A 21198-nucleotide genomic window follows, 5' to 3' on the forward strand; every position below is an offset into this window, starting at 1 on the left:
TTTAGCCACGTTCAGTAGCCGGCTCGCGGGCAACTTGAACAGCGGGTAGTCTGGCAAGTTACAGGGCAGGCTTTCAACACAAGCCCAGCCTTTTGTTCACGCTGGGCGAGGCCCGTGCAGGCACCTCGCTCAGAGCCTAGCACCTAGCCTTGCAACGCACTGAGCGTCAGGTCCAGGCACTGCCGCGCCTTGGTCACCAACTCATCGATCTCGGCCTTGCTGATCACCAGCGGCGGCGCAATGATCATGGTGTCGCCCACCGCGCGCATGATCAGCCCGTTATCGAAGCAGAACTGCCGGCAGATCATGCCCACGCCCTTGCCTTCGTAGCGCTTGCGCGTGGCCTTGTCCTGGACCAGTTCGATCGCCCCCAGCAAACCGACCCCGCGTACTTCACCCACCAGCGGATGATCGTTCAGTTCCCGCAAACGCTTCTGCAAATAGGGTGCCGTTTCGCTGTGGACACGCTCGATGATCTTCTCGTCGCGCAGGATGCGGATGTTTTCCAGGGCCACCGCCGCGGCCACCGGATGACCGGAGTAGGTAAACCCGTGGTTGAAGTCACCGCCTTCGTTGAGCACCGCGACCACGTCGTCGCGCACGATCAGCCCACCCATGGGGATGTAGCCGGAGGTCAGGCCCTTGGCGATGGTCATCATGTGCGGTTTCAACCCGTAGTGGTCGGTACCGAACCACTCACCGGTGCGGCCGAAGCCACAAATCACTTCATCGGCCACGAACAGGATGTCGTACTTGGCGAGGATTTCCTTCATGCGCGGCCAGTAGCTGTCCGGCGGCACGATCACGCCACCGGCGCCCTGGATCGGCTCGGCGATGAAGGCACCGACGTTATCCACGCCGATCTCCAAGATCTTTTCTTCCAACTGGTTGGCCGCCCACACGCCGAACTCTTCGGGGCTCATGTCGCCGCCTTCGCCGAACCAGTAAGGCTGGGCGATGTGGACAATGCCCGGGATCGGCAGGTCGCCCTGCTCGTGCATATAGGTCATGCCGCCCAGGCTCGCGCCCGCGACGGTCGAACCGTGATAGCCATTCTTGCGGCTGATGATGACTTTTTTGTTCGGCTGGCCCTTGATCGCCCAATAGTGGCGGACCATCCGCAACATGGTGTCGTTGCCCTCGGAGCCGGAGCCGGTGAAGAACACGTGGTTCATGCCTTCAGGGGCGATGTCGGCGATGGCTTTGGACAATTCCAGCACCGGCGGGTGGGCCGTCTGGAAGAACAGGTTGTAGTACGGCAGTTCGCGCATCTGCTGGCTGGCGGCGTCGGCCAGTTCGTCGCGGCCGTAACCGACCGCCACACACCAGAGACCGGCCATGCCATCGAGGATCTTGTTGCCTTCACTGTCCCAGAGGTAGACGCCCTTGGCGCGGGTGATGATGCGCGGGCCTTTCTCTTTGAGCTGCTTGAAATCGCTGAACGGTGCCAGGTGGTGATCGTTGCTCAGGGCCTGCCATTCACGGGTTTGCGGGTTATTGCGGGTCATGCGAATTCTCCTGTTATCGGTGAGGGCGAAGCTGCCTTAAGCAGCTCCGCCCGGCGCTTCAGACGGCAAAGAGCAGGAATTCCCGCTCCCACGAACTGATGACGCGCTTGAAGTTTTCATGCTCGGCCCGCTTGACCGCGACGTAGCCTGTGATGAATTTCTTGCCCAGGTATTTCTCGATGGTGGTGCTGTTTTCCATGCGTTCCAGAGCGTCTTCGATGGTCAGCGGCAAACGCAGGTTGCGGCGTTCGTAGCCGCGGCCCACCACCGGCGCACTCGGGTCGATGCCTTCGACCATGCCGATGAAGCCACACAGCAAGCTGGCGGCGATCGCCAGGTACGGGTTGGCGTCGGCGCCCGGCAAGCGGTTTTCCACCCGACGGTTCTGCGGCCCGGCGTCCGGCACGCGCAGGCCCACGGTGCGGTTCTCTTCGCCCCACTCCACGTTCACCGGTGCCGAGGTGTCCGGCAGGAAGCGGCGGAACGAGTTGACGTTGGGGGCGAACAGCGGCAGCAGCTCGGGGATGAACTTCTGCAGGCCGCCGATGTGGTGCAGGAACAGATCGCTCATGGTCCCGTCTTCATTGGAGAAGACGTTCTTGCCGGTTTCCTTGTCGATGATGCTCTGGTGCAGGTGCATCGCGCTGCCCGGCTCGCCGGTCATGGGCTTGGCCATGAAGGTGGCGGCCACGTCATGCTTGAGTGCAGCCTCGCGCATGGTGCGCTTGAACACCAGGATCTGGTCGGCCAGGGACAGGGCATCGCCGTGACGGAAATTGATTTCCATCTGCGCCGTGCCGTCCTCGTGGATCAGGGTGTCGAGGTCCAGTTCCTGCAATTCGCACCAGTCATAGACGTCTTCGAACAGCGGGTCGAATTCGTTGGCCGCTTCGATCGAGAACGACTGGCGACCGGTTTCCGGACGGCCGGAGCGACCAATGGGTGGCTGCAGCGGAAAGTCCGGGTCGTCGCTGCGCTTGGTCAGGTAGAACTCCATTTCCGGCGCGACGATGGGCTGCCAACCCTTGTCTGCGTAGAGCTTGAGCACTTTCTTGAGCACGTTGCGCGGCGACAGCTCGATGGGGTTGCCCTGCTTGTCGTAGGCGTCGTGGATGACCTGGGCGGTGGGCTCGATGGCCCAGGGCACAAGGAACACGGCGTTCTCGTCCGGGCGGCAGATCATGTCGATGTCAGCCGGGTCGAGCAGTTCGTAATAGATGTCGTCTTCGACATAGTCGCCCGTCACGGTCTGGAGCAGAACGCTCTCGGGCAGGCGCATGCCTTTCTCGGCGATGAACTTGTTGGTCGGCGAGATCTTGCCCCGGGTGATACCGGTCAGGTCGCCAATCATGCATTCGACTTCTGTGATCTTGTGGTCTTTCAACCAATCGGTGAGCTGGTCGAGGTTGTTACTCATAAATGCCTCTAGGCGTGAGTTTCCTGACTGCTATTAGTCGTCAGGCGTTGTTTGACGCATCCGCGTCGCGTTGTGTTGCCCTTGCTCGGCAGGCATCGCCAAATGCCTGGAAAATCGCAAGGTAGTGCGGGCTAGAGCTTACCTCCCATTCAGGGTGCCATTGCACACCTAAAGCAAAAGCCTTGCCTTCTGATACCGAAATAGCCTCGATCAGGCCATCCGGCGCCACCGCTTCGGCCCGCAAGCCAGGTGCCAGGCGCTCGATACCCTGGCTGTGGATCGAGTTGACGTCGATCAGTTGAGGCAACCCCAGGCCTGCCAGTACGCCGCCAGGCTGGATATGCACGGGGTGGGCAGGACCGTATTGGACCTCCACCGCTTGAGTATCGTCTTCACGATGATCGATGAACGTTCCCACTTCATGAACCTTCTGATGCAGGCTGCCGCCAAAGGCTACGTTCATCTCCTGGAAACCACGGCAGATGCCCAGCACCGGGACGCCCGCCTCGACAGCGGCGCGGATCAGCGGCAGGGTGGTGGCGTCCCGTGCAGGATCATGGGCAGTGCCCGGCGCACTGGCTGGGCCCTGGTAGTGAAAAGGTTCTACATTGGAAGGAGAGCCGGTAAAGAGAATACCGTCCAGGGCGTCCAGAATATCGGACGGCGGGAACAGATCCGCCAAGGACGGGAGCAGCACGGGCAAGCCCTTGGCGGCTGTCGCGACAGCCCGGGAATATTTATCGCCACTGGCGTGATAAGCATGCAGACCGATCTGCTTGGAGCAGGTGGTGACGCCGATTAACGGCAGGCGAGACATGAAGCACCCCGGTATTATTGCTGTTATGGGTTTGAATCGAGCTTAGCCTTGTTCATTTTTTTACACAACACCCCCGTAAAAAATACAACACGGCCCGCTCAAGCCTGCGGGCGCCAAGGCCCTTAAAGGGAAAAAAACGCCCTAAATTGCCTCAAAAAAGCCCTGCAGGTGCTTTTTTAGGGCAAAAAAGGCCCTGCTTGACTTCGGCATGCCGTTCGGGTTGACTGGCTTTCGAAGAGATCAATGATTGATATTTTTAACAACAAAGGTGTTGCATCATGTCGGTACCCCCGCGTGCCGTTCAGCTTAACGAAGCGAACGCGTTCCTTAAGGAACATCCTGAGGTTCTGTACGTTGACCTTCTGATTGCGGATATGAATGGTGTGGTGCGCGGCAAGCGCATAGAACGCACCAGCCTCCACAAGGTTTACGAGAAAGGCATCAACCTGCCGGCCTCTTTATTTGCTCTGGATATCAATGGCTCTACGGTGGAAAGCACCGGCCTGGGCCTGGACATCGGTGATGCTGACCGGATCTGTTATCCAATCCCTGACACCCTGTGCAACGAGCCTTGGCAGAAGCGCCCTACCGCGCAACTGTTGATGACCATGCACGAACTCGAAGGCGAACCTTTCTTCGCCGACCCGCGTGAAGTCCTGCGCCAGGTCGTGACCAAGTTCGATGAACTGGGCCTGACCATCTGCGCCGCATTCGAGCTGGAGTTCTACCTGATCGACCAGGAGAACGTGAATGGACGCCCACAACCGCCCCGCTCGCCGATTTCCGGCAAACGCCCGCACTCGACACAGGTCTACCTGATCGATGACCTCGACGAATACGTCGATTGCCTCCAGGACATTCTGGAAGGGGCCAAGGAGCAAGGCATCCCCGCCGACGCCATCGTCAAGGAAAGTGCCCCGGCGCAGTTCGAAGTGAACCTGCACCACGTGGCCGATCCGATCAAGGCTTGCGACTACGCGGTCCTGCTCAAGCGTCTGATCAAGAACATCGCCTACGACCATGAAATGGACACCACCTTCATGGCCAAGCCTTATCCGGGCCAGGCGGGCAACGGGTTGCACGTCCACATTTCGATTCTGGATAAAGAAGGCAAGAATATCTTTGCCAGCGAGGATCCCGAGCAGAACGCCGCGCTGCGTCACGCGATCGGCGGTGTGCTCGAGACCCTGCCCGCGCAGATGGCTTTCCTCTGCCCGAACGTCAACTCCTACCGTCGCTTCGGCGCACAGTTCTACGTGCCGAACTCGCCGACCTGGGGCCTGGACAACCGCACCGTGGCCTTGCGCGTACCCACCGGCTCCGCCGATGCCGTACGCCTGGAACACCGCGTCGCCGGTGCCGATGCCAACCCCTACCTGCTGATGGCCGCCGTGCTGGCAGGCGTGCACCATGGCCTGGTCAACAAGATCGAGCCCGGTGCGCCGGTGGAAGGCAACAGCTACGAGCAGAACGAGCAAAGCCTGCCGAACAACTTGCGCGATGCCCTGCGCGAGCTCGACGACAGTGAAGTCATGGCCAAGTACATCGACCCGAAATACATCGATATCTTCGTGGCCTGCAAAGAGAGCGAGCTGGAGGAGTTCGAACACTCCATCTCCGACCTCGAGTACAACTGGTACTTGCATACCGTGTAAGCGGTTGCGGTAAAAAAGAAACGCCGCAGGCCTTCGGGGCTGCGGCGTTTTTTTGTATTCGGGTGGATGGCCGCCTTCGGCGGATCGCGAGCAAGCTCGCTCCCACAGGGGATTTGCGGTGCACATGATTTGAGGGTCAGCTCACACCCAATGTGGGAGCGAGCTTGCTCGCGATGGCGGCCGGGAAGACAACACCGGACCCGACTCGTACAATGCCCGGCAGCCCCGCAGGAGAGCTTCATGACACGCATCGCCACACCCCGCAAACCCCGCGCACGCAGCCAAGCCCGGATCGACACCATTCTCGATGCCGCCCGTACGCTGCTTGCCGCCGAAGGCGTGGCCAGCCTGTCGATCTACAGCGTCGCCGAGCGCGCCGGGATCCCGCCCTCTTCCGTGTACCACTTCTTCGCCAGCGTCCCGGCCCTGCTCGAAGCCCTGACCGCCGATGTCCACGCCGCTTTTCGCGCGGGCCTGCAGGCACCGATCGATCATGCGGCGCTGAACCATTGGCACGACCTGTCACGGCTGGTGGAGCAGCGCATGCTCGCCATCTACAGCCAGGACGCCGCCGCTCGCCAGCTGATCCTGGCCCAGCACGGCCTGGCCGAAGTCACCCAGGCCGACCGCCAGCACGACCTCGAGCTGAGTGACTTGATGCACAAGGTGTTCGACCACCATTTCGCCCTGCCGCCCCTGCCCGACGACGTCGACGTGTTCGCCCTGGCCATGGAACTGGGCGACCGCGTCTACGCCCGCTCGGTACAACAGCATGGGCAGATCACCCCACGCATGGCCGAAGAAGGCATGCGGGTGTTCGATGCGTACCTGGGGTTGTATCTGCCGCCGTATCTCCCCAAGCGTGAAGCCCCCTGACCCCTGTTGCGAGGGGATTTATCCCCTCGCAACAAAGGCCCCCTTCCAACCTCACCAAGCGTATTCACCGGCCACCAAAAAAGCCCCGAAGGGCTCACGCCGTCCGGGGCTGTGGGTGAAACATCGTTCACAACTTGGCGATAGACACCTCGGTGGATTTGACGAAGGCGATCACTTCGCTGCCGATCGCCAGTTCCAGCTCCTTGACCGAGCGGGTGGTGATGACCGAGGTGACGATGCCGGAAGCGGTCTGCACGTCGATTTCCGACAGCACGTCGCCTTCGACGATTTCCTTGATGGTGCCTTTGAACTGGTTGCGTACGTTGATGGCTTTGATAGTCATGGTGTCGATTCCTGTCTGGATGAAGTTATTGAGCCCAACGCAATTGCGTGGGCAAGGGTGAAACGGGTTCGGGTTCCGGCGGTTGGCCGGGCAAGGACAGCACGCGGTTGAGGACTTCGGTTTCCAGGGTCGCCAGGCGATGGGAGCCGCGAACCCGTGGACGTGGCAGGTCGATGGCCAGGTCGAGGCCGATCTGGCCGTCCTCGATCAGGATCACCCGGTCAGCGATGGCCACCGCCTCGCTGACGTCGTGGGTCACCAGCAACACCGTGAAGCCGTGCTGCTGCCAGAGGTTTTCGATCAGTTGCTGCATCTCGATACGGGTCAGGGCGTCCAGCGCTCCCAAGGGTTCGTCGAGCAGCAACAGGCGCGGCTGATGAATCAGCGCACGGGCCAGGGCCACCCGTTGTTTCTGGCCGCCGGACAGCGCCGCCGGCCATTCATGGGCGCGGTCGGCCAGGCCCACCGCTTCCAGTGCCTGCAACGCCTGCGCGCGCCAATTGCCCTTGAGGCCGAGACCGACGTTGTCGATGATTTTTTTCCAGGGCAGCAAACGCGCTTCCTGGAACATCAACCGCGTGTCCTGCTGCGCAGCACTCAACGGTGCCGAACCCGCCAGCAACTGGCCGTCCGTGGGCTGATCGAGGCCTGCCAGCAAGCGCAGCAAGGTACTTTTGCCACAGCCGCTGCGACCGACCACCGCCACGAACTGCCCGGCCGGGATATGCAAGTCGATGTCGCGCAATACCTGGCGCGCGCCGAAGGTTTTCTGCAGCTTGCGCACCGCCAGCGGAATGCCACGCAGCAGGCGCGGAGGTTGTTGGGCGGTCATGCCACACCTCCCTTGTTCACTTGGTACGCCGGGTGCCAGCGCAACCAGACCCGCTCAAGCCCACGAGCGGCCAGGTCGGCCAATTTGCCCAGCACGGCGTACAGGAGAATTGCCAGCACCACCACATCGGTTTGCAGGAACTCCCGGGCATTCATCGCCAGGTAACCGATACCGGAGCTGGCCGAGATGGTTTCCGCCACGATCAGCGTCAACCACATGAAACCCAGGGCAAAGCGCACGCCCACCAGGATCGAAGGCAAGGCGCCTGGCAGGATCACTTGGCGAAACAGGCTGAAGCCGGACAAACCGTAGCTGCGGGACATCTCCACCAGCGCCGGATCGACGTTGCGGATCCCGTGATAAGTGTTGAGGTAGATAGGAAACAGCGTGCCCAGGGCCACCAGGAAAATCTTCGCCGACTCGTCGATACCGAACCACAGGATCACCAGCGGAATCAGCGCCAGATGCGGCACGTTCCGCACCATCTGCACCGAACTGTCCAGCAGGCGTTCACCCCATTTCGACAAACCGGTGATGAAACCCAGGGCCAGGCCGATGCCGCCGCCGATCAGGAAACCGACCGCTGCCCGCCAACCGCTGATTGCCAGGTGCGTCCAGATCTCGCCGCTGCGCACCAGGCTCACCCCAGCTTCGATCACCGCCACGGGTGCTGGCAGGATCCGCGTGGACAACCAACCGGCCGATACCGACAGTTGCCAGACCGCCAGCAACAGCAGCGGCACCGCCCAGGGCGCGAGGTTGTGGATGATTTTCTTCATGGCCGCCTCAGCTCTGGGACGCGGCTTTGGGCAGGATGTCGTTGGCGACCATTTCACCGAACGGGCTCACATAACCCTGGCTTTTCGGCAACTCCGGGCGCTCCACGTCCAGGTGTGGGAACAACAGTTCCGCCACGCGATAGGACTCTTCCAGGTGGGGATAACCGGAGAAGATGAAGGTGTCGATGCCAAGATCGGCGTATTCCTTGACCCGCGCCGCCACGGTCGGGCCATCGCCCACCAGCGCCGTACCAGCACCGCCGCGCACCAGGCCGACACCGGCCCAGAGGTTGGGGCTGACTTCCAGCTTGTCGCGACTGCCACCGTGCAGGGCGGCCATGCGTTGCTGGCCCACCGAATCGAAGCGTGCCAGGGACGCCTGGGCGCGGGCGATGGTGTCGTCGTCCAGGTGGGAGATCAGCCGGTCGGCCGCTTGCCAGGCTTCGGCGTTGGTTTCCCGCACGATCACATGCAGGCGGATACCGAAGCGCACGGTACGGCCAAGCTTGGCGGCCTTGGCGCGCACTTGTTCGATCTTTTGCGCCACGGCCGCGGGCGGCTCGCCCCAGGTCAGCACCATTTCCACTTGCTCGGCCGCCAGGTCCTGGGCAGCTTCCGACGAGCCGCCGAAATACAGGGGTGGACGCGGTTGCTGGATCGGCGGATAGAGCAGCTTGGCGCCCTTCACACTGATGTGCTCACCGTCGTAATCCACCGTCTCGCCTTCCAGCACCCGGCGCCAGATCCGGGTGAATTCCACCGAGGCCTGGTAGCGTTGTTCGTGGTCGAGGAACAAGCCATCGCCGGCCAACTCATCCGGGTCGCCGCCGGTCACCAGGTTGAACAACGCCCGCCCACCGGACAACCGGTCGAGGGTCGCGGCCTGGCGCGCCGCCACCGTTGGGGAAATGATCCCGGGGCGCAGGGCCACCAGGAACTTCAGGCGCTGGGTCACGGGAATCAACGACGCGGCCACCAGCCAGGAATCCTCGCAGGAACGCCCGGTGGGGATCAGCACGCCGCCGAAACCCAGGCGGTCCGCCGCTTGGGCAACCTGCTGCAGGTAACCGTGATCGACAGCGCGGGCGCCTTCGGCGGTGCCAAGGTAATGGCCGTCACCGTGGGTAGGCAGGAACCAGAAAATATTGAGGCTCATGGAGTGGTCTCCTAAGGGATCGAATTACTGCGCGTTCGCAACGGCCGCCGGCGGCGCCCAGATCACGTCCTTGATGCTCAAGGGCTTGGGAATCAATTTGAGCTGGTAGAAGCTGTCGGCGATTTTCTGCTGCGCCGCCACCACTTCCGGCGTCAGGAACAACGCCCCATAGCCTTGGCGCTTCACCGACGTCAGGGTGATGTCCGCCGGCAGGCCAAGCAGCGGCGCCACCTGCTGGGTCACGTCTTCAGGGTTGGCCTTGGACCACTCCCCCACTGCTCGCACCTCTTCCACCAGGGCGGTAATGACCTGGGGATTCTTTTGCGCATAAGGTTTGGTGGCGAGATAGAACTGGTGGTTATCGACGATGCCTTTGCCGTCACGCAGGGTGCGTGCCTGCAACTGTTGTTCGGCGGCAGCCTGGTACGGGTCCCAGATCACCCAGGCGTCCACACTGCCCCGTTCGAACGCGGCACGGGCGTCGGCCGGCGGCAGGAAAACGGTCTGGATATCGGCATACTTCAGGCCAGCGTCTTCCAGCGCCCGCACCAGCAGGTAGTGGACGTTGGAGCCTTTGTTCAGCACGACTTTCTTGCCCTTGAGGTCTTGCACCGTTTGGATGGCCGAGCCTTTGGGCACGAGGATCGCCTCGCTGGCGGGTGCCGGTGGCTCGTAAGCGACATAGAGCAGATCGGCGCCCGCGGCCTGGGCAAACACCGGCGGGGTCTCACCGGTCACGCCGAAGTCGATGGAACCGACGTTCAAGCCTTCCAGCAGTTGCGGGCCGCCGGGGAACTCGGTCCATTGCACGTCCACGCCTTGGGCTGCGAGGCGTTTTTCCAACGAGCCCTTGGCCTTGAGCAGCACCAGGGTGCCGTATTTCTGATAGCCGATCCGCAAGGTCTCGGCTTGAGCTTGAGCGATGACGCCGAGGGACACAGCCGCAGCAAACAGAGCGACCAGCCCGCGACGCAAAATGACAGTGCGCATGGCGCCTCTCCTTTTTGCTGTGGGGTTTTGGCTGCACCTGCTGGGCCGTTGGCGGCTGAGTAAGGTGAGTTGAATCAGGGTATTCGGGGTTCAAATGCTCCAGCGAGCACTCAACAAACGTTCGTTCAATACACTGGGGTCCAGCGGCCTGGGCCGACGGGCCATGGCGCTGAAAAACTGTTCCAGCGCCTCGTCCAGGCGCTGTTGCAGGGCCGGCGTCAATTGGGCCTGAGCACTGCCTTCGCCGTAAGCGATCTGGCTGTCTTCGGCAAAGATCCCGTGGAGCATTTCCTGGGCCTTGAGCGCCGACAACACCGGTTTGAGGGCGTAATCCACCGCCAGCATGTGGGCGATGCTGCCGCCGGTTGCCATCGGTAATACCACTTTATGGGCCAGGGCCCGTTCAGGCAGCAGGTCCAGCACGGTCTTCAGCGCACCGGAAAAAGACGCCTTGTACACCGGCGTTGCGATCAGCAAGCCGTCGGCATTTTCGATCTGCTGGAGCAGGTCGACCACCTTCGGGCTGTCGAAACGGGCATGGAGCAGATCTTCGGCCGGGAAATCGCGCACCTGATAGCTCACCACTTCCACACCTTGCTGCCGCAACCAGCGTTGCGAACGTTCCAGCAGCACCCCGGAGCGGGAGCGTTGGCTGGGACTGCCACCGAGTGAGACGACCAACATGCCTACCCTTCCTTAACTGTCACGTGCGATTCGCGGCGGGCGATCTCGCTGCATGGGTCAAACCATAACAGGGGATTTATATATCTTTAAATCATATTTATTCATTTGGTTATTCTATTTTGAGATATGAAATTGCCTTTCCCTGTCGCAATAAAAAAAGGCCGTCGGAACGGCCAAAACCCTGGTGCACAGTGATTCCCCTGTGGGAGCGAGCTTGCTCGCGATAGCGTCGGATCTGCCAGAGGCGATATTGACTGATAGACCGCCATCGCGAGCAAGCTCGCTCCCACAGGTTTTGCGTTTGCGTCAGCGATTGGGCTGCGGGGTGAGGCGCAGGTAAGGCTTCACGGCGCGATAGCCCTTGGGAAAGCGCTGCTTGAGTTCCTCTTCATCCTTGAGCGACGGCACGATCACCACTTCATCACCGTCCTGCCAGTTGGCCGGGGTGGCGACTTTGTAGTTGTCGGTCAGTTGCAGGGAATCGATCACTCGCAGGATTTCGTTGAAATTGCGCCCAGTGCTGGCCGGGTAAGTGATGGTCAGGCGAATCTTCTTGTTCGGGTCGATCACGAACAGTGAACGCACGGTCAAGGTGTCGCTGGCGTTGGGGTGGATCAAGTCGTACAGGTCCGACACCTTGCGGTCGGCATCGGCCAGGATCGGAAAATTGACCACGGCATTCTGGGTCTCATTGATGTCCTCGATCCACTTGTGGTGCGAGTCCACCGGGTCCACCGAGAGCGCAATGGCCTTGACTCCGCGCTGGGCGAACTCGTCCTTGAGCTTGGCGGTCAGGCCCAACTCGGTGGTGCAGACCGGCGTGAAGTCCGCCGGGTGGGAAAACAGCACACCCCAGCTGTCGCCGAGCCATTCGTGGAAGCGAATCTTGCCGGCGCTGGAATCCTGTTCGAAGTCGGGGGCGATGTCGCCAAGTCTGAGGCTCATGGTGCGGCTCCTGGATGAGGTTGTTGTGAACCCAACTTTGCACCGGTTTCGATTGCATTAAAAAGAATGAATATCCATTTATCTAGATCATTAGTGAATATAAAAAACTGTTCACTGGCGCCATTCCGCATACCGGCACAAGATCGTCAGCGAGGTTCGAGAAGGCCTCGAGTTGCTGAAAAGAGGAGAAGTTTCGAGGAGGGCTACAGGGGTGGGCCTGACTCGAAAACGCAAAAGCCCCGCCCGGCGTGTTGCCGGACGGGGCTTTTTTTATTTCGCTACGTCTTACATGAAGTTGTAAGTGTAGTTGAAGATCAGGCGGGTCTGATCCTGGTCGGCGATACCGGTGCTGCTGCCACGGTAAGAACCGTGACGCAGGGTAGTGCCGAAGCCTTTGAGCGGACCTTGCTGGACAACGTAGTCCAGACGCATGTCGCGTTCCCACTCGGACGTTTCGCTTCCGCCGGTAACGGATTTGATGTCATCGCCGTGCAAGTAGGCAATCGCAGCCTTCAGGCCTGGAACGCCCAAGCTGGTGAAGTCGTACGAGTATTGACCAAAGGTGGTGTTCTCACCCGCGCGGACGAACTGATGGATCATGCTGTCGGTGAACAGGTAGAAGCTCGAACCACCCGCGCCTTCATTGCGACCGGCGTCATTGAGCAGGCTGCCCTGGTTCAGGTAGACGAAGCCACCGTCATCACCGACTTGCTGGTGACCCAACAGGAACGCGCTGCCGCCCAGGGTGTAGGTGAACATGGCGCTCCAGGTCTTGTTATCGACCTCGCCCGGGTTCTTGGCATAACCACCGTTGTTGTTGAAACGATAGCCCGCATCGCCGTTACGGCCATCCGAGCTGCTGTCGAAGTAACGCAGGTCAGTCTTGAACGACTGTCCTTCGCTGATCGGGAACACGTGGACCGCGCCCAGGAAGTGCTGTTTGTAGTAATCCTGCAGGTTGGCGTAGTAGTACTGCAGGGTCAGGTCCTTGGTGACCTTCCAATCAGCACCGGCGTAACGGAACTGGTTGCTGTCTTCGGTACCGCCTGCCACTGCCAGGCCAGTGCTGTTAGTCCCGGCACGGCCCACGGCGCGTTCCAGTTGACCGGCGTTGAACGTCACGTTGTCCAGATCCTTGGAGGTGATGGTGCCACCTTCAAAGGTTTGCGGCAGCAGACGGCCATCGTTGGCGACCAGGATCGGCAGGTTAGGCTGCAGTGCGCCACCCAGGTGAGCCTCGGTCTTGGAGAACAATGCCTTCACGTTACCTGACACACGGCTCCAGCTGTGTTCGGCAGAACCGTCGGAGTCGCTTGGGGAGAAAGAGTTGTTGTCCGGGTGCTGACCTTTGCCACCATCGAGGTGAAGACCAACCAACGCCTGGGCATCGAGACCAAAACCAACGACACCTTGGGTGAAGCCAGACTTGTAGTCGAACTTCAGGCCAGTGGCCGCTTCACGCTGATCGTTAGCGCCTTCGCGGTTATCGTTGTCAAAATACATGGTGCGAGAACTGACGGACGCCTTGCTGTCCTCGATAAAACCGGCGGCGCCTGCTTGCTGCGCCAAAACCCCAACGGCCACAGCCAGGGCCAAGGTGGACTTGTTCATGCTTCGCTCCTCTCGTTTTCTAATTCTTGTGTGTCTTTGGTTCTGGATCGACGTCCGGAATCCGCGGATGCGCGATTAGCGCCAGACCGTGACTGGCAAGTCAACCGTAACCCTTTCGGCCTACGACCATGGTCTAACCCCGCGACACCGGCCCGAAGAATAAAGGATTCTTTATAAATCCAAAAAGAATTGTTTCATTAGTTTTCAGCTCGTTTCGACATATGGTTGCCATCAAAACGTCATCAAGCCGTGACAAGGCTTATCGGCGACGTCGAGGAATCCTGAAGCGTGTTTCGTCGCAGCCGTGGTCAGGCGTACCACTGCGCGTGCATGCCGCGATCTTGAGCCTTCCCAGACTAGTCACTCATTGTCTGAAATCAAGAAGATCGCCGCAGCACGCGTTTAAGAGGGAGTCGCTCAGAGGGCTTTTTCGAAGATTTTCGAGTTACGCTGGTAGTTGTAGAGCGACGCCCGCGCCGCCGGCAGACGGTCGACGCTGCTGGGCTCGAAACCGCGCTCGCGGAACCAGTGGGCAGTCCGGGTCGTCAGTACGAACAGCGTCTTGAGCCCTTGGGCACGGGCGCGGGTTTCGATGCGCTCCAGCAGCTCATCGCCCCGACCACCGTGGCGATATTCCGGGTTCACCGCCAGGCAGGCCAGTTCCCCGGCATCCGAATCGGCGATCTGGTACAGCGCCGCACAAGCGATGATCATGCCTTCGCGCTCGACCACGCTGAACTGTTCGATCTCGCGCTCCAGCACCTCGCGAGAGCGACGCACCAGAATCCCCTGCTCTTCCAGCGGGCTGATCAGGTCCAGCAGGCCGCCGACGTCTTCGATGGCCGCTTCGCGCACCACTTCGAATTGCTCCTGGGCCACCAAGGTGCCGCTGCCATCGCGGGTGAACAGTTCCGCCAGCAGCGCACCGTCCTCGGCATAGCTGACGATATGGCTGCGCGCCACGCCACCCCGACAGGCCTGGGCCGCCGCATCCAGCAGTTCGGCCTGATAGTCGCTGCCCAGGCGCTGCATGTGGCCGGGAACCTGTTGCGGGCGCAATTCGCGCACCAGCCGTCCGTCCTCGCCGATCAGCCCCTGCTCGGCACCGAACAGCAACAGCTTGTCGGCCGCCAGGTCGATGGCCGCCCGGGTGGCGACGTCTTCGCAGGCCAGGTTGAAGATCTCTCCGGTGGGCGAATAACCCAACGGCGACAGCAGCACGATGGAACGCTCGTCCAGCAGGCGATTGATGCCCTTGCGGTCGACCCGACGCACTTCACCGGTATGGTGATAATCCACGCCTTCGAGCACGCCGATGGGACGCGCGGTGACCAGGTTGCCGCTGGCGACCCGCAACCGCGAGCCCTGCATGGGCGAGGAGGCCATGTCCATGGACAGGCGCGCCTCGATGGCGATGCGCAACTGGCCGACCGCGTCGATCACGCACTCCAAAGTCGCCGCGTCGGTGATGCGCATGCCGTGGTGGTAATGGGGCGTCAGGCCCCGCGCAGCGAGGCGGGTCTCGATCTGCGGACGCGAACCATGGACCAGCACCAGGCGCACGCCGAGGCTGTGCAGCAGCACCAGGTCATGGACGATGTTGCCGAAATTAGGGTGTTCCACCCCGTCGCCGGGCAGCATGACGATGAAGGTGCAATCGCGGTGGGCGTTGATGTAGGGCGAAGCGTGGCGAAGCCAATTGACGTATTCGGGCATGAACCTGGACCTGTAATAAATAACAGCCAAAAAAAGACGAAACAGAACGCACAACGGGCTGGTGGTTATCGTCGGAACAGGCTTGGCGACACGCGCGCTCTCCTCATGTGATGAATACGGGCCCGCAAGGGCGCAATTTAACCGGCCGTGGCCGGCGTCAGGCAGTAATGGCCGATCAACTGCCGCAACAGCTGTACGGTAGGTTGCAAACGTGACATTTCAAGGTACTCGCCCGGTTGGTGGGCACAGGCGATATCGCCGGGCCCGAGCACCAGGGTTTCGCAGCCAAGGCGCTGAAGATAAGGCGCTTCGGTGCCGAACGCCACTGCTTCGGCGCGATAGCCGGTCAGTCGTTCGGCCACGCGGACCAACTCGGCGTCCTCGGCCTGCTCGAACGGCGGCACTTCGGGGAACAGCGGCGCATAGTCGATCTTGACCTGGTGTCGCTCGGCAATCGGCTCGAGCTTCTGCCGGATCGCCGCCCGCAGCATGTGCGGGTCCATGCCCGGTAACGGGCGCAGGTCGAATTCCATGGAGCATTGGCCGCAGATCCGGTTGGGATTATCGCCACCATGGATGCAGCCGAAATTCAGGGTCGGTTGTGGCACGCTGAACTGCGGATTACGGAACTCACGCTGCCATTGCAGGCGCAGGCCGCGCAATTCACCCATGGCATCGTGCATGGCTTCCAGCGCGCTGTGGCCCAGGCGCGGATCGGACGAATGGCCGCTGCGCCCGAGAATGTCGATGCGCTCCATCATCACGCCTTTGTGCAGGCGAATCGGCCGCAGGCCGGTCGGTTCGCCGATCACCGCCGCCCGCCCCAGCGGTCGGCCGGCATCGGCCAGGGCTCGGGCGCCGGACATGGAGCTTTCTTCGTCACAGGTCGCGAGGATCAGCAGCGGTTGCTTGAACGGTTGGTCCAGCAGCGGCTTGACCGCTTCGATGGCCAGGGCGAAAAACCCCTTCATGTCGCAACTGCCCAGCCCCACCCAACGGCCATCGACCTCGGTGAGCTTCAACGGATCGGTCTGCCACAACGCGCCGTCGAACGGTACCGTGTCGCTGTGGCCCGCCAGCACCAGGCCGCCGGGACCGCTGCCAAAACTGGCCAGCAGGTTGAATTTGCCAGGGCTGACCTGCTGGATATCACAGGAGAACCCCAGCTCAGTGAGCCAGCCTGCCAGCAGCTCGATCACGGCACTGTTGGACTGGTCGAGCCCAGGTTGGGTACAACTGACCGAAGGCGTGGCGATCAGGGCAGCGAATTGATCTTTCATGGACGGCAAAGGCATCGCTGACTCCGGGCTTACAGATTGACGTTCATCATAGAACCATCCGGACCCAGGAATAAACCGTCGCGGCGCGTACTCCTGACGAGTCCTGTACACTGCACGACCTTGGCAGCCACACCTTCCCCCGGCTGCGCACCCGATCCCTGGATTTTCCGGCCATGCAGAAAGAAACCGAAATCAAACTCCGCGTCAGCCGCGAGACCCTGGCAGCCTTGCGCGAGCATCCGCTGCTGAAAAAACGCAACAAGAGTGGCTGGGAACGCCATGAATTGATGAACCAGTATTTCGACACACCAGAGCGTGACCTGGCCCGGGCCAAGGTCGCCCTGCGCCTGCGGCGCGACGGCGAAGAGGTGATCCAGACCCTCAAGACCCGCGGCCAGAGCGTCGCCGGCCTGTCCGAGCGCAACGAATACGACTGGCACCTGCCCAAGGCCAAGCTTGATCTGAAGAAGCTCGACGGCGAATGCTGGCCCGAGGCCCTGGCCGAACTGGACAAGAAAACCCTCAAGGCCATCTTCACCACCGATTTCGTCCGCGAACGCGCTGAAATCGCTTGGGGCCGTGGCAAAAGCAAGGTGGTCATCGAAGCCGCCCTGGACCTGGGCCACGTCGTGGTGGGCAAGCAGAAGGAAGAAATCTGCGAGCTGGAGCTGGAACTGCGCGAAGGCGAGCCCGCTGCCCTGCTGGAACTGGCCGCCGAGCTGGCCGCGACCCTGCCCTTGATGCCCTGCGACATCAGCAAGGCCGAGCGAGGCTATCGTCTGCATGACGCGAGCAGCTATGCCTTGAGCCTGCCGGCCCCGCAACTGACCGCCGAAACGCCGCTGGATGACGCCTTCGCCGCGCTGAGCTGGCATTTGCTCGGCAGCAGCCAGCGCCTGGCCGAGCAATACCGTTTCAACGGCCACTGGCGCCTGCTGCAGGACTGGGTGGAAAACCTCGCCGAACTGCGCGCCCTGCTCAGCAGCCTCGGCCAGGCCGCGCCACGCCAATCGACCCACGATTTGCGCCTGGCCCTGGACGCATTGCTGGAAGACTGGCGCCCGCTGGTCCAGGCCGGCCTGGATGACGAAGACGTGCGCAAGGCCGCGCCGGAACAGTTCCTTGAAGAGCTGCAAGACCCGCGCTGGGGCCTGTTTTCCCTCAACACTTCACGCTGGTTGCTGGCGCGCAGCTGGGCCGCCGAGCGCAACACCCGTGGCAATCGCCAGGGCGCGGCGCAACTGGGCAGTTGGCTGCCGCGTCTGCTGGGCGAAGAGTCCTCGTCCCTGCAATTGCAACGCTATCAGCAGCAGCCGGAAGACCTCGCCGAGCAACTGCCGCGTATCGAACGCATCCAGGCCTGGCTGCACCACGCCCGTCATGTACTGGAGATCCCGGAAATGGATCGCCTTTACGGTGAGCTGAACAAGCTGGCGCAACTGGCCAACCAACCGATCACCGATGAAACGCTGGATGCGCGCAAGCAACAGGCGATTGCGGTGTATCAGAATCGGGCTTGGAAGACTTTGCTGCGCCTGTAACCGAGATATCTTCGGCGTCGGGAATATCGCTTTCGCGAGCAAGCCCGCTCCCACACTGGATCTTCAGCGAACACAAAATGTGTGTACGGTAGAGATCTAGTGTGGGAGCGGGCTTGCTCGCGAAGGGGCCGGCACATTCACCTCAGATCCAGCTATCGCACCACCGGCAAACTCGTCGTCGACTTGATCTCCGACAGCGCCACGATCGAGTTCACTTCCTGGATCCCCGGCACCATCGACAGCTTTTCGAAAAAGAATCGCTCATACGCCTCGATGTCCGCCGTGACGATGCGCAGCAGAAAATCCACCGACCCCATCAGCACATAACACTCCAGCACTTCGGGGAAGCCGCGAATCGCCTCGGTGAATTCGGTGAAGTTCGAACGGCCGTGGGCGTTGAGTTTGATTTCGGCGAAGATCTGCGTATTGAGGCCGATTTTCTTGCGATCCAGCAATGTCACTTGACCGCGAATGATGCCCTCCTCCTTCATCCGCTGAATCCGCCGCCAGCACGGCGATTGGGACAAGCCGACCTGTTCGGCGATCTGTGCGCTGGACAGCGAGGCATCCTCTTGCAGCAGCGCCAGTATTCGGCGGTCGTAGCTATCCAGATCGCTTTGCATAAATAAACCCAAAATGAATTATATGGAGAATCAAGCGATTCGAAATATCGCCAGATCCACCCATCTTAGATAAGAAATACCCCGCTACGCATGTAAATATTCCTCCCGAACTCCAGGAGACTACCCATGCCCCCACTCGAAGCCGTTGCCACAGCCCCGACCCGCGCCGACGTCTGGCACGCCGCCAATGCCCATTGTCGGGTGCAGTACCAGATGCTGGCCGAGGCCGAGCCGGACCTGCTGTGCCGGGCGTTGAACCTGTTTGCCTTGCAAGGCCTGACGCCACAGCACGTGCGCGTCGAGCGCCTCGACGATCTGCTGTCGCTGGACATCGGCCTGGACGGGCTGAGTTGGCACCGAGCCCAGGTGATTGCTGAAAAATTGCGTAACCTGATCGGCATGTGCTCGGTGGACCTGCAAAGCGCCGAATTTACGAGGGTTGAGCCGACTCAGGCGGTCGGTTGAGCCCCCCACGGGCAAGACTTGGTAACGCATTGGTCGGGTAGTGGCCCAACGGACCACGGGGTCGGGACTATTCTTTTGCAGACCGAAGCGTCTGTATCGCGGCTTTGCTGCAATTGTCCAATAGGAACCCGCATGTCCACCAAACACGCCACTCAGGACCGCTGGCTGGACCTCAATGATCTGCTGCGTCAACTGGTCGCCCAAGGCTTCATCAGCCAGGATTCAGCCGAAACCGCGCTCAACGCCCGCCGGCGCCACAGCGCCAATAGCCAGCTGCATCCGCTGGAGTTCATTGCCAACCAGCACCTGGACGACCTCAGTCGACCCGGCAAGCGCCTGGACCTGGAGAACCTGACCCTGTGGTTGTCCCAGCAGGCCGGCCAACCCTATATGCGCATCGACCCGCTGAAAATCAACGTGGCGGCCGTGACGCCCTTGATGTCCTATGCCTTTGCCCAGCGCCACAAGATCCTTGCGGTAGCGGTCGATCGTGACGCCGTCACCGTTGCCAGCGCACAACCCTACGTCAGCAGTTGGGAAGCCGACCTGACCCACGTACTCAAGCTGCCGATCAAGCGGGTGGTCGCCAACCCGGTGGATATCCAACGCCTGAGCGTGGAGTTCTATCGCCTGGCCAAATCGGTCAGCGGCGCCACCACGGTCGATCAGCAACCGAGCAACCTGAGCAATTTCGAACAATTGCTCAACCTGGGGGCCAGCGACCAGGAACCGGACGCCAACGACGCCCACATCGTCAACATCGTCGACTGGCTGTTCCAATACGCCTTCCAACAGCGCGCCAGCGATATCCACATCGAACCGCGCCGCGAGCAGGGCACCGTGCGCTTTCGCATCGACGGGGTGCTGCACACCGTCTATCAGTTCCCGCCGCAGGTGACGATGGCGATCGTCAGCCGCCTCAAGAGCCTGGGGCGGATGAACGTCGCGGAAAAACGCAAACCCCAGGACGGCCGGGTCAAGACCAAGACCCCGGACGGCGGTGAAGTGGAATTGCGCCTGTCGACCTTGCCCACGGCGTTCGGCGAAAAGATGGTCATGCGGATCTTCGACCCGGAAGTGCTGCTCAAGGACTTCGACCAGCTCGGCTTCTCCGCCGACGACCTGCGCCGCTGGCAGGACATGACCCGCCAGCCCAACGGCATCATCCTGGTAACCGGGCCCACCGGTTCCGGCAAGACCACCACCCTCTACACCACCCTCAAGAAACTGGCGACGCCGGAAGTGAACCTCTGCACCATCGAGGACCCGATTGAAATGGTCGAGGCGTCCTTCAACCAGATGCAGGTCCAGCACAACATCGACCTGACCTTCGCCGCCGGGGTACGGGCGCTGATGCGGCAAGACCCGGACATCATCATGATCGGTGAGATCCGTGACCTGGAAACCGCTGAAATGGCGATCCAGGCGGCGCTCACCGGGCACCTGGTCCTGTCGACCCTGCACACCAACGACGCGCCGAGCGCCATCAGCCGTTTGCTGGAGCTGGGGGTGCCCCATTACCTGATCAAGGCCACCGTGCTCGGGGTCATGGCCCAGCGGCTGGTGCGCACCCTGTGCCCGCAGTGCAAGGCGCCCCTGACCCTCGACGAAGACGACTGGCAGACCCTGACCCGGCCCTGGCAGGCACCGTTGCCGAGCAACGCCCAACAGGCCGTCGGTTGCCTGGAATGCCGCGACACCGGTTACCGAGGCCGCGCCGGCGTCTACGAAATCATGCAACTGACCGACAGCGTCAAGGCCTTGATCCACCCCGACACCGACCTGCTGGCGGTGCGCCGCCAGGCCTTCAAGGAAGGCATGCGCAGCCTGCGGCTATCCGGGGCACAAAAGGTGGCGGCGGGCTTGACCACGGTCGAGGAAGTGCTGCGGGTTACGCCTCAGAGCGAGCAAAAGTAGTTGTGGCAGCACCTGTGGCGAGGGGATTTATCCCCGCTGTGGG

General features: G+C 61.4%; 19 protein-coding genes. 5 read left to right on the top strand and 14 right to left on the bottom strand.

Annotated features, from left to right (window positions below; all coding sequences use genetic code 11):
• Positions 1-143 precede the first annotated feature (143 nt).
• Genes AC515T_RS27630 through AC515T_RS27640 form a run of 3 tightly spaced genes read right to left on the bottom strand, consistent with a single transcriptional unit; the run spans position 144 to position 3742 of the window.
• Positions 144-1508 (bottom strand): aspartate aminotransferase family protein, encoded by a 1365-nt coding sequence (locus tag AC515T_RS27630; protein ID WP_496530745.1) that lies wholly within the window; start codon positions 1506-1508, stop codon positions 144-146.
• Positions 1509-1566: 58 nt separating this feature from the next.
• Complete coding sequence (locus tag AC515T_RS27635; RefSeq protein ID WP_060740155.1) at positions 1567-2925, bottom strand: glutamine synthetase family protein; 1359 nt, start codon at positions 2923-2925, stop codon at positions 1567-1569.
• A 40-nt stretch (positions 2926-2965) separates the two neighbouring features.
• Complete coding sequence (locus tag AC515T_RS27640; RefSeq protein ID WP_496530746.1) at positions 2966-3742, bottom strand: gamma-glutamyl-gamma-aminobutyrate hydrolase family protein; 777 nt, start codon at positions 3740-3742, stop codon at positions 2966-2968.
• Positions 3743-4020: 278 nt separating this feature from the next.
• Here AC515T_RS27640 and AC515T_RS27645 point away from each other — a divergent pair, with 278 nt between their 5' ends.
• Positions 4021-5397: a glutamine synthetase family protein gene (locus AC515T_RS27645; RefSeq protein WP_265031936.1), complete on the top strand. Its 1377-nt coding sequence runs from the start codon at positions 4021-4023 to the stop codon at positions 5395-5397.
• A gap of 240 nt (positions 5398-5637) precedes the next feature.
• Entirely contained in the window at positions 5638-6273 is a 636-nt protein-coding gene (locus AC515T_RS27650; protein ID WP_496530747.1) for a TetR/AcrR family transcriptional regulator, read from the top strand.
• A 127-nt stretch (positions 6274-6400) separates the two neighbouring features.
• Here AC515T_RS27650 and AC515T_RS27655 read toward each other — a convergent pair whose 3' ends face one another.
• From AC515T_RS27655 to argE, 10 genes are all read right to left on the bottom strand, one after another.
• Entirely contained in the window at positions 6401-6616 is a 216-nt protein-coding gene (locus AC515T_RS27655) for a TOBE domain-containing protein (protein WP_003177394.1), read from the bottom strand.
• Positions 6617-6641: 25 nt separating this feature from the next.
• A complete protein-coding gene (gene ssuB, locus AC515T_RS27660; protein ID WP_496530748.1) occupies positions 6642-7448 on the bottom strand; it encodes an aliphatic sulfonates ABC transporter ATP-binding protein in 807 nt (268 codons plus the stop codon).
• Positions 7445-8227 carry an aliphatic sulfonate ABC transporter permease SsuC gene (ssuC, locus tag AC515T_RS27665; protein ID WP_072405955.1) on the bottom strand — a complete coding sequence of 261 codons (783 nt, stop codon included), beginning with the start codon at positions 8225-8227 and terminating at the stop codon, positions 7445-7447. The genes ssuB and ssuC overlap by 4 nt, the downstream gene beginning before the upstream one ends.
• Positions 8228-8234: 7 nt before the next feature.
• A complete protein-coding gene (ssuD, locus tag AC515T_RS27670; protein ID WP_109752544.1) occupies positions 8235-9383 on the bottom strand; it encodes an FMNH2-dependent alkanesulfonate monooxygenase in 1149 nt (382 codons plus the stop codon).
• A 24-nt stretch (positions 9384-9407) separates the two neighbouring features.
• Positions 9408-10373, bottom strand: a complete 966-nt coding sequence (locus AC515T_RS27675) for a sulfonate ABC transporter substrate-binding protein (RefSeq protein WP_496530749.1) — start codon at positions 10371-10373, stop codon at positions 9408-9410.
• 90 nt (positions 10374-10463) lie between these two features.
• A complete protein-coding gene (ssuE, locus tag AC515T_RS27680; protein ID WP_496530750.1) occupies positions 10464-11057 on the bottom strand; it encodes an NADPH-dependent FMN reductase in 594 nt (197 codons plus the stop codon).
• Between the two features lie 306 nt (positions 11058-11363).
• Positions 11364-12002 carry a peroxiredoxin gene (locus tag AC515T_RS27685; protein WP_024617266.1) on the bottom strand — a complete coding sequence of 213 codons (639 nt, stop codon included), beginning with the start codon at positions 12000-12002 and terminating at the stop codon, positions 11364-11366.
• A gap of 285 nt (positions 12003-12287) precedes the next feature.
• Positions 12288-13613: an OprD family outer membrane porin gene (locus tag AC515T_RS27690; RefSeq protein WP_496530751.1), complete on the bottom strand. Its 1326-nt coding sequence runs from the start codon at positions 13611-13613 to the stop codon at positions 12288-12290.
• 417 nt (positions 13614-14030) lie between these two features.
• Complete coding sequence (argA, locus tag AC515T_RS27695; RefSeq protein WP_053126389.1) at positions 14031-15329, bottom strand: amino-acid N-acetyltransferase; 1299 nt, start codon at positions 15327-15329, stop codon at positions 14031-14033.
• Positions 15330-15466: 137 nt separating this feature from the next.
• Positions 15467-16624, bottom strand: a complete 1158-nt coding sequence (argE, locus tag AC515T_RS27700) for an acetylornithine deacetylase (RefSeq protein WP_496530752.1) — start codon at positions 16622-16624, stop codon at positions 15467-15469.
• A 158-nt stretch (positions 16625-16782) separates the two neighbouring features.
• On the opposite strand from argE, the gene AC515T_RS27705 reads away from it, so the two are divergent.
• On the top strand, positions 16783-18150 hold the full coding sequence (locus tag AC515T_RS27705; RefSeq protein WP_496530753.1) for a CYTH domain-containing protein: 1368 nt from the start codon (positions 16783-16785) through the stop codon (positions 18148-18150).
• Positions 18151-18302: 152 nt separating this feature from the next.
• Here the strand turns inward: AC515T_RS27705 and AC515T_RS27710 are convergent, their stop codons facing one another.
• Positions 18303-18773: an Lrp/AsnC family transcriptional regulator gene (locus AC515T_RS27710; protein ID WP_496530754.1), complete on the bottom strand. Its 471-nt coding sequence runs from the start codon at positions 18771-18773 to the stop codon at positions 18303-18305.
• Positions 18774-18899: 126 nt separating this feature from the next.
• Here AC515T_RS27710 and AC515T_RS27715 point away from each other — a divergent pair, with 126 nt between their 5' ends.
• Both AC515T_RS27715 and tfpB read left to right on the top strand, forming a co-directional pair.
• The gene (locus AC515T_RS27715) at positions 18900-19238 is read left to right on the top strand and encodes an ACT-like domain-containing protein (protein ID WP_496530755.1); all 339 of its coding nucleotides are present in this window, start codon (positions 18900-18902) and stop codon (positions 19236-19238) included.
• 132 nt (positions 19239-19370) lie between these two features.
• The gene (gene tfpB / locus AC515T_RS27720) at positions 19371-21155 is read left to right on the top strand and encodes a type IV pilus assembly ATPase TfpB (protein ID WP_496530756.1); all 1785 of its coding nucleotides are present in this window, start codon (positions 19371-19373) and stop codon (positions 21153-21155) included.
• Positions 21156-21198: the final 43 nt, after the last annotated feature.

The sequence above is a fragment of the Pseudomonas sp. FSO-7 genome, from assembly GCF_059579345.1.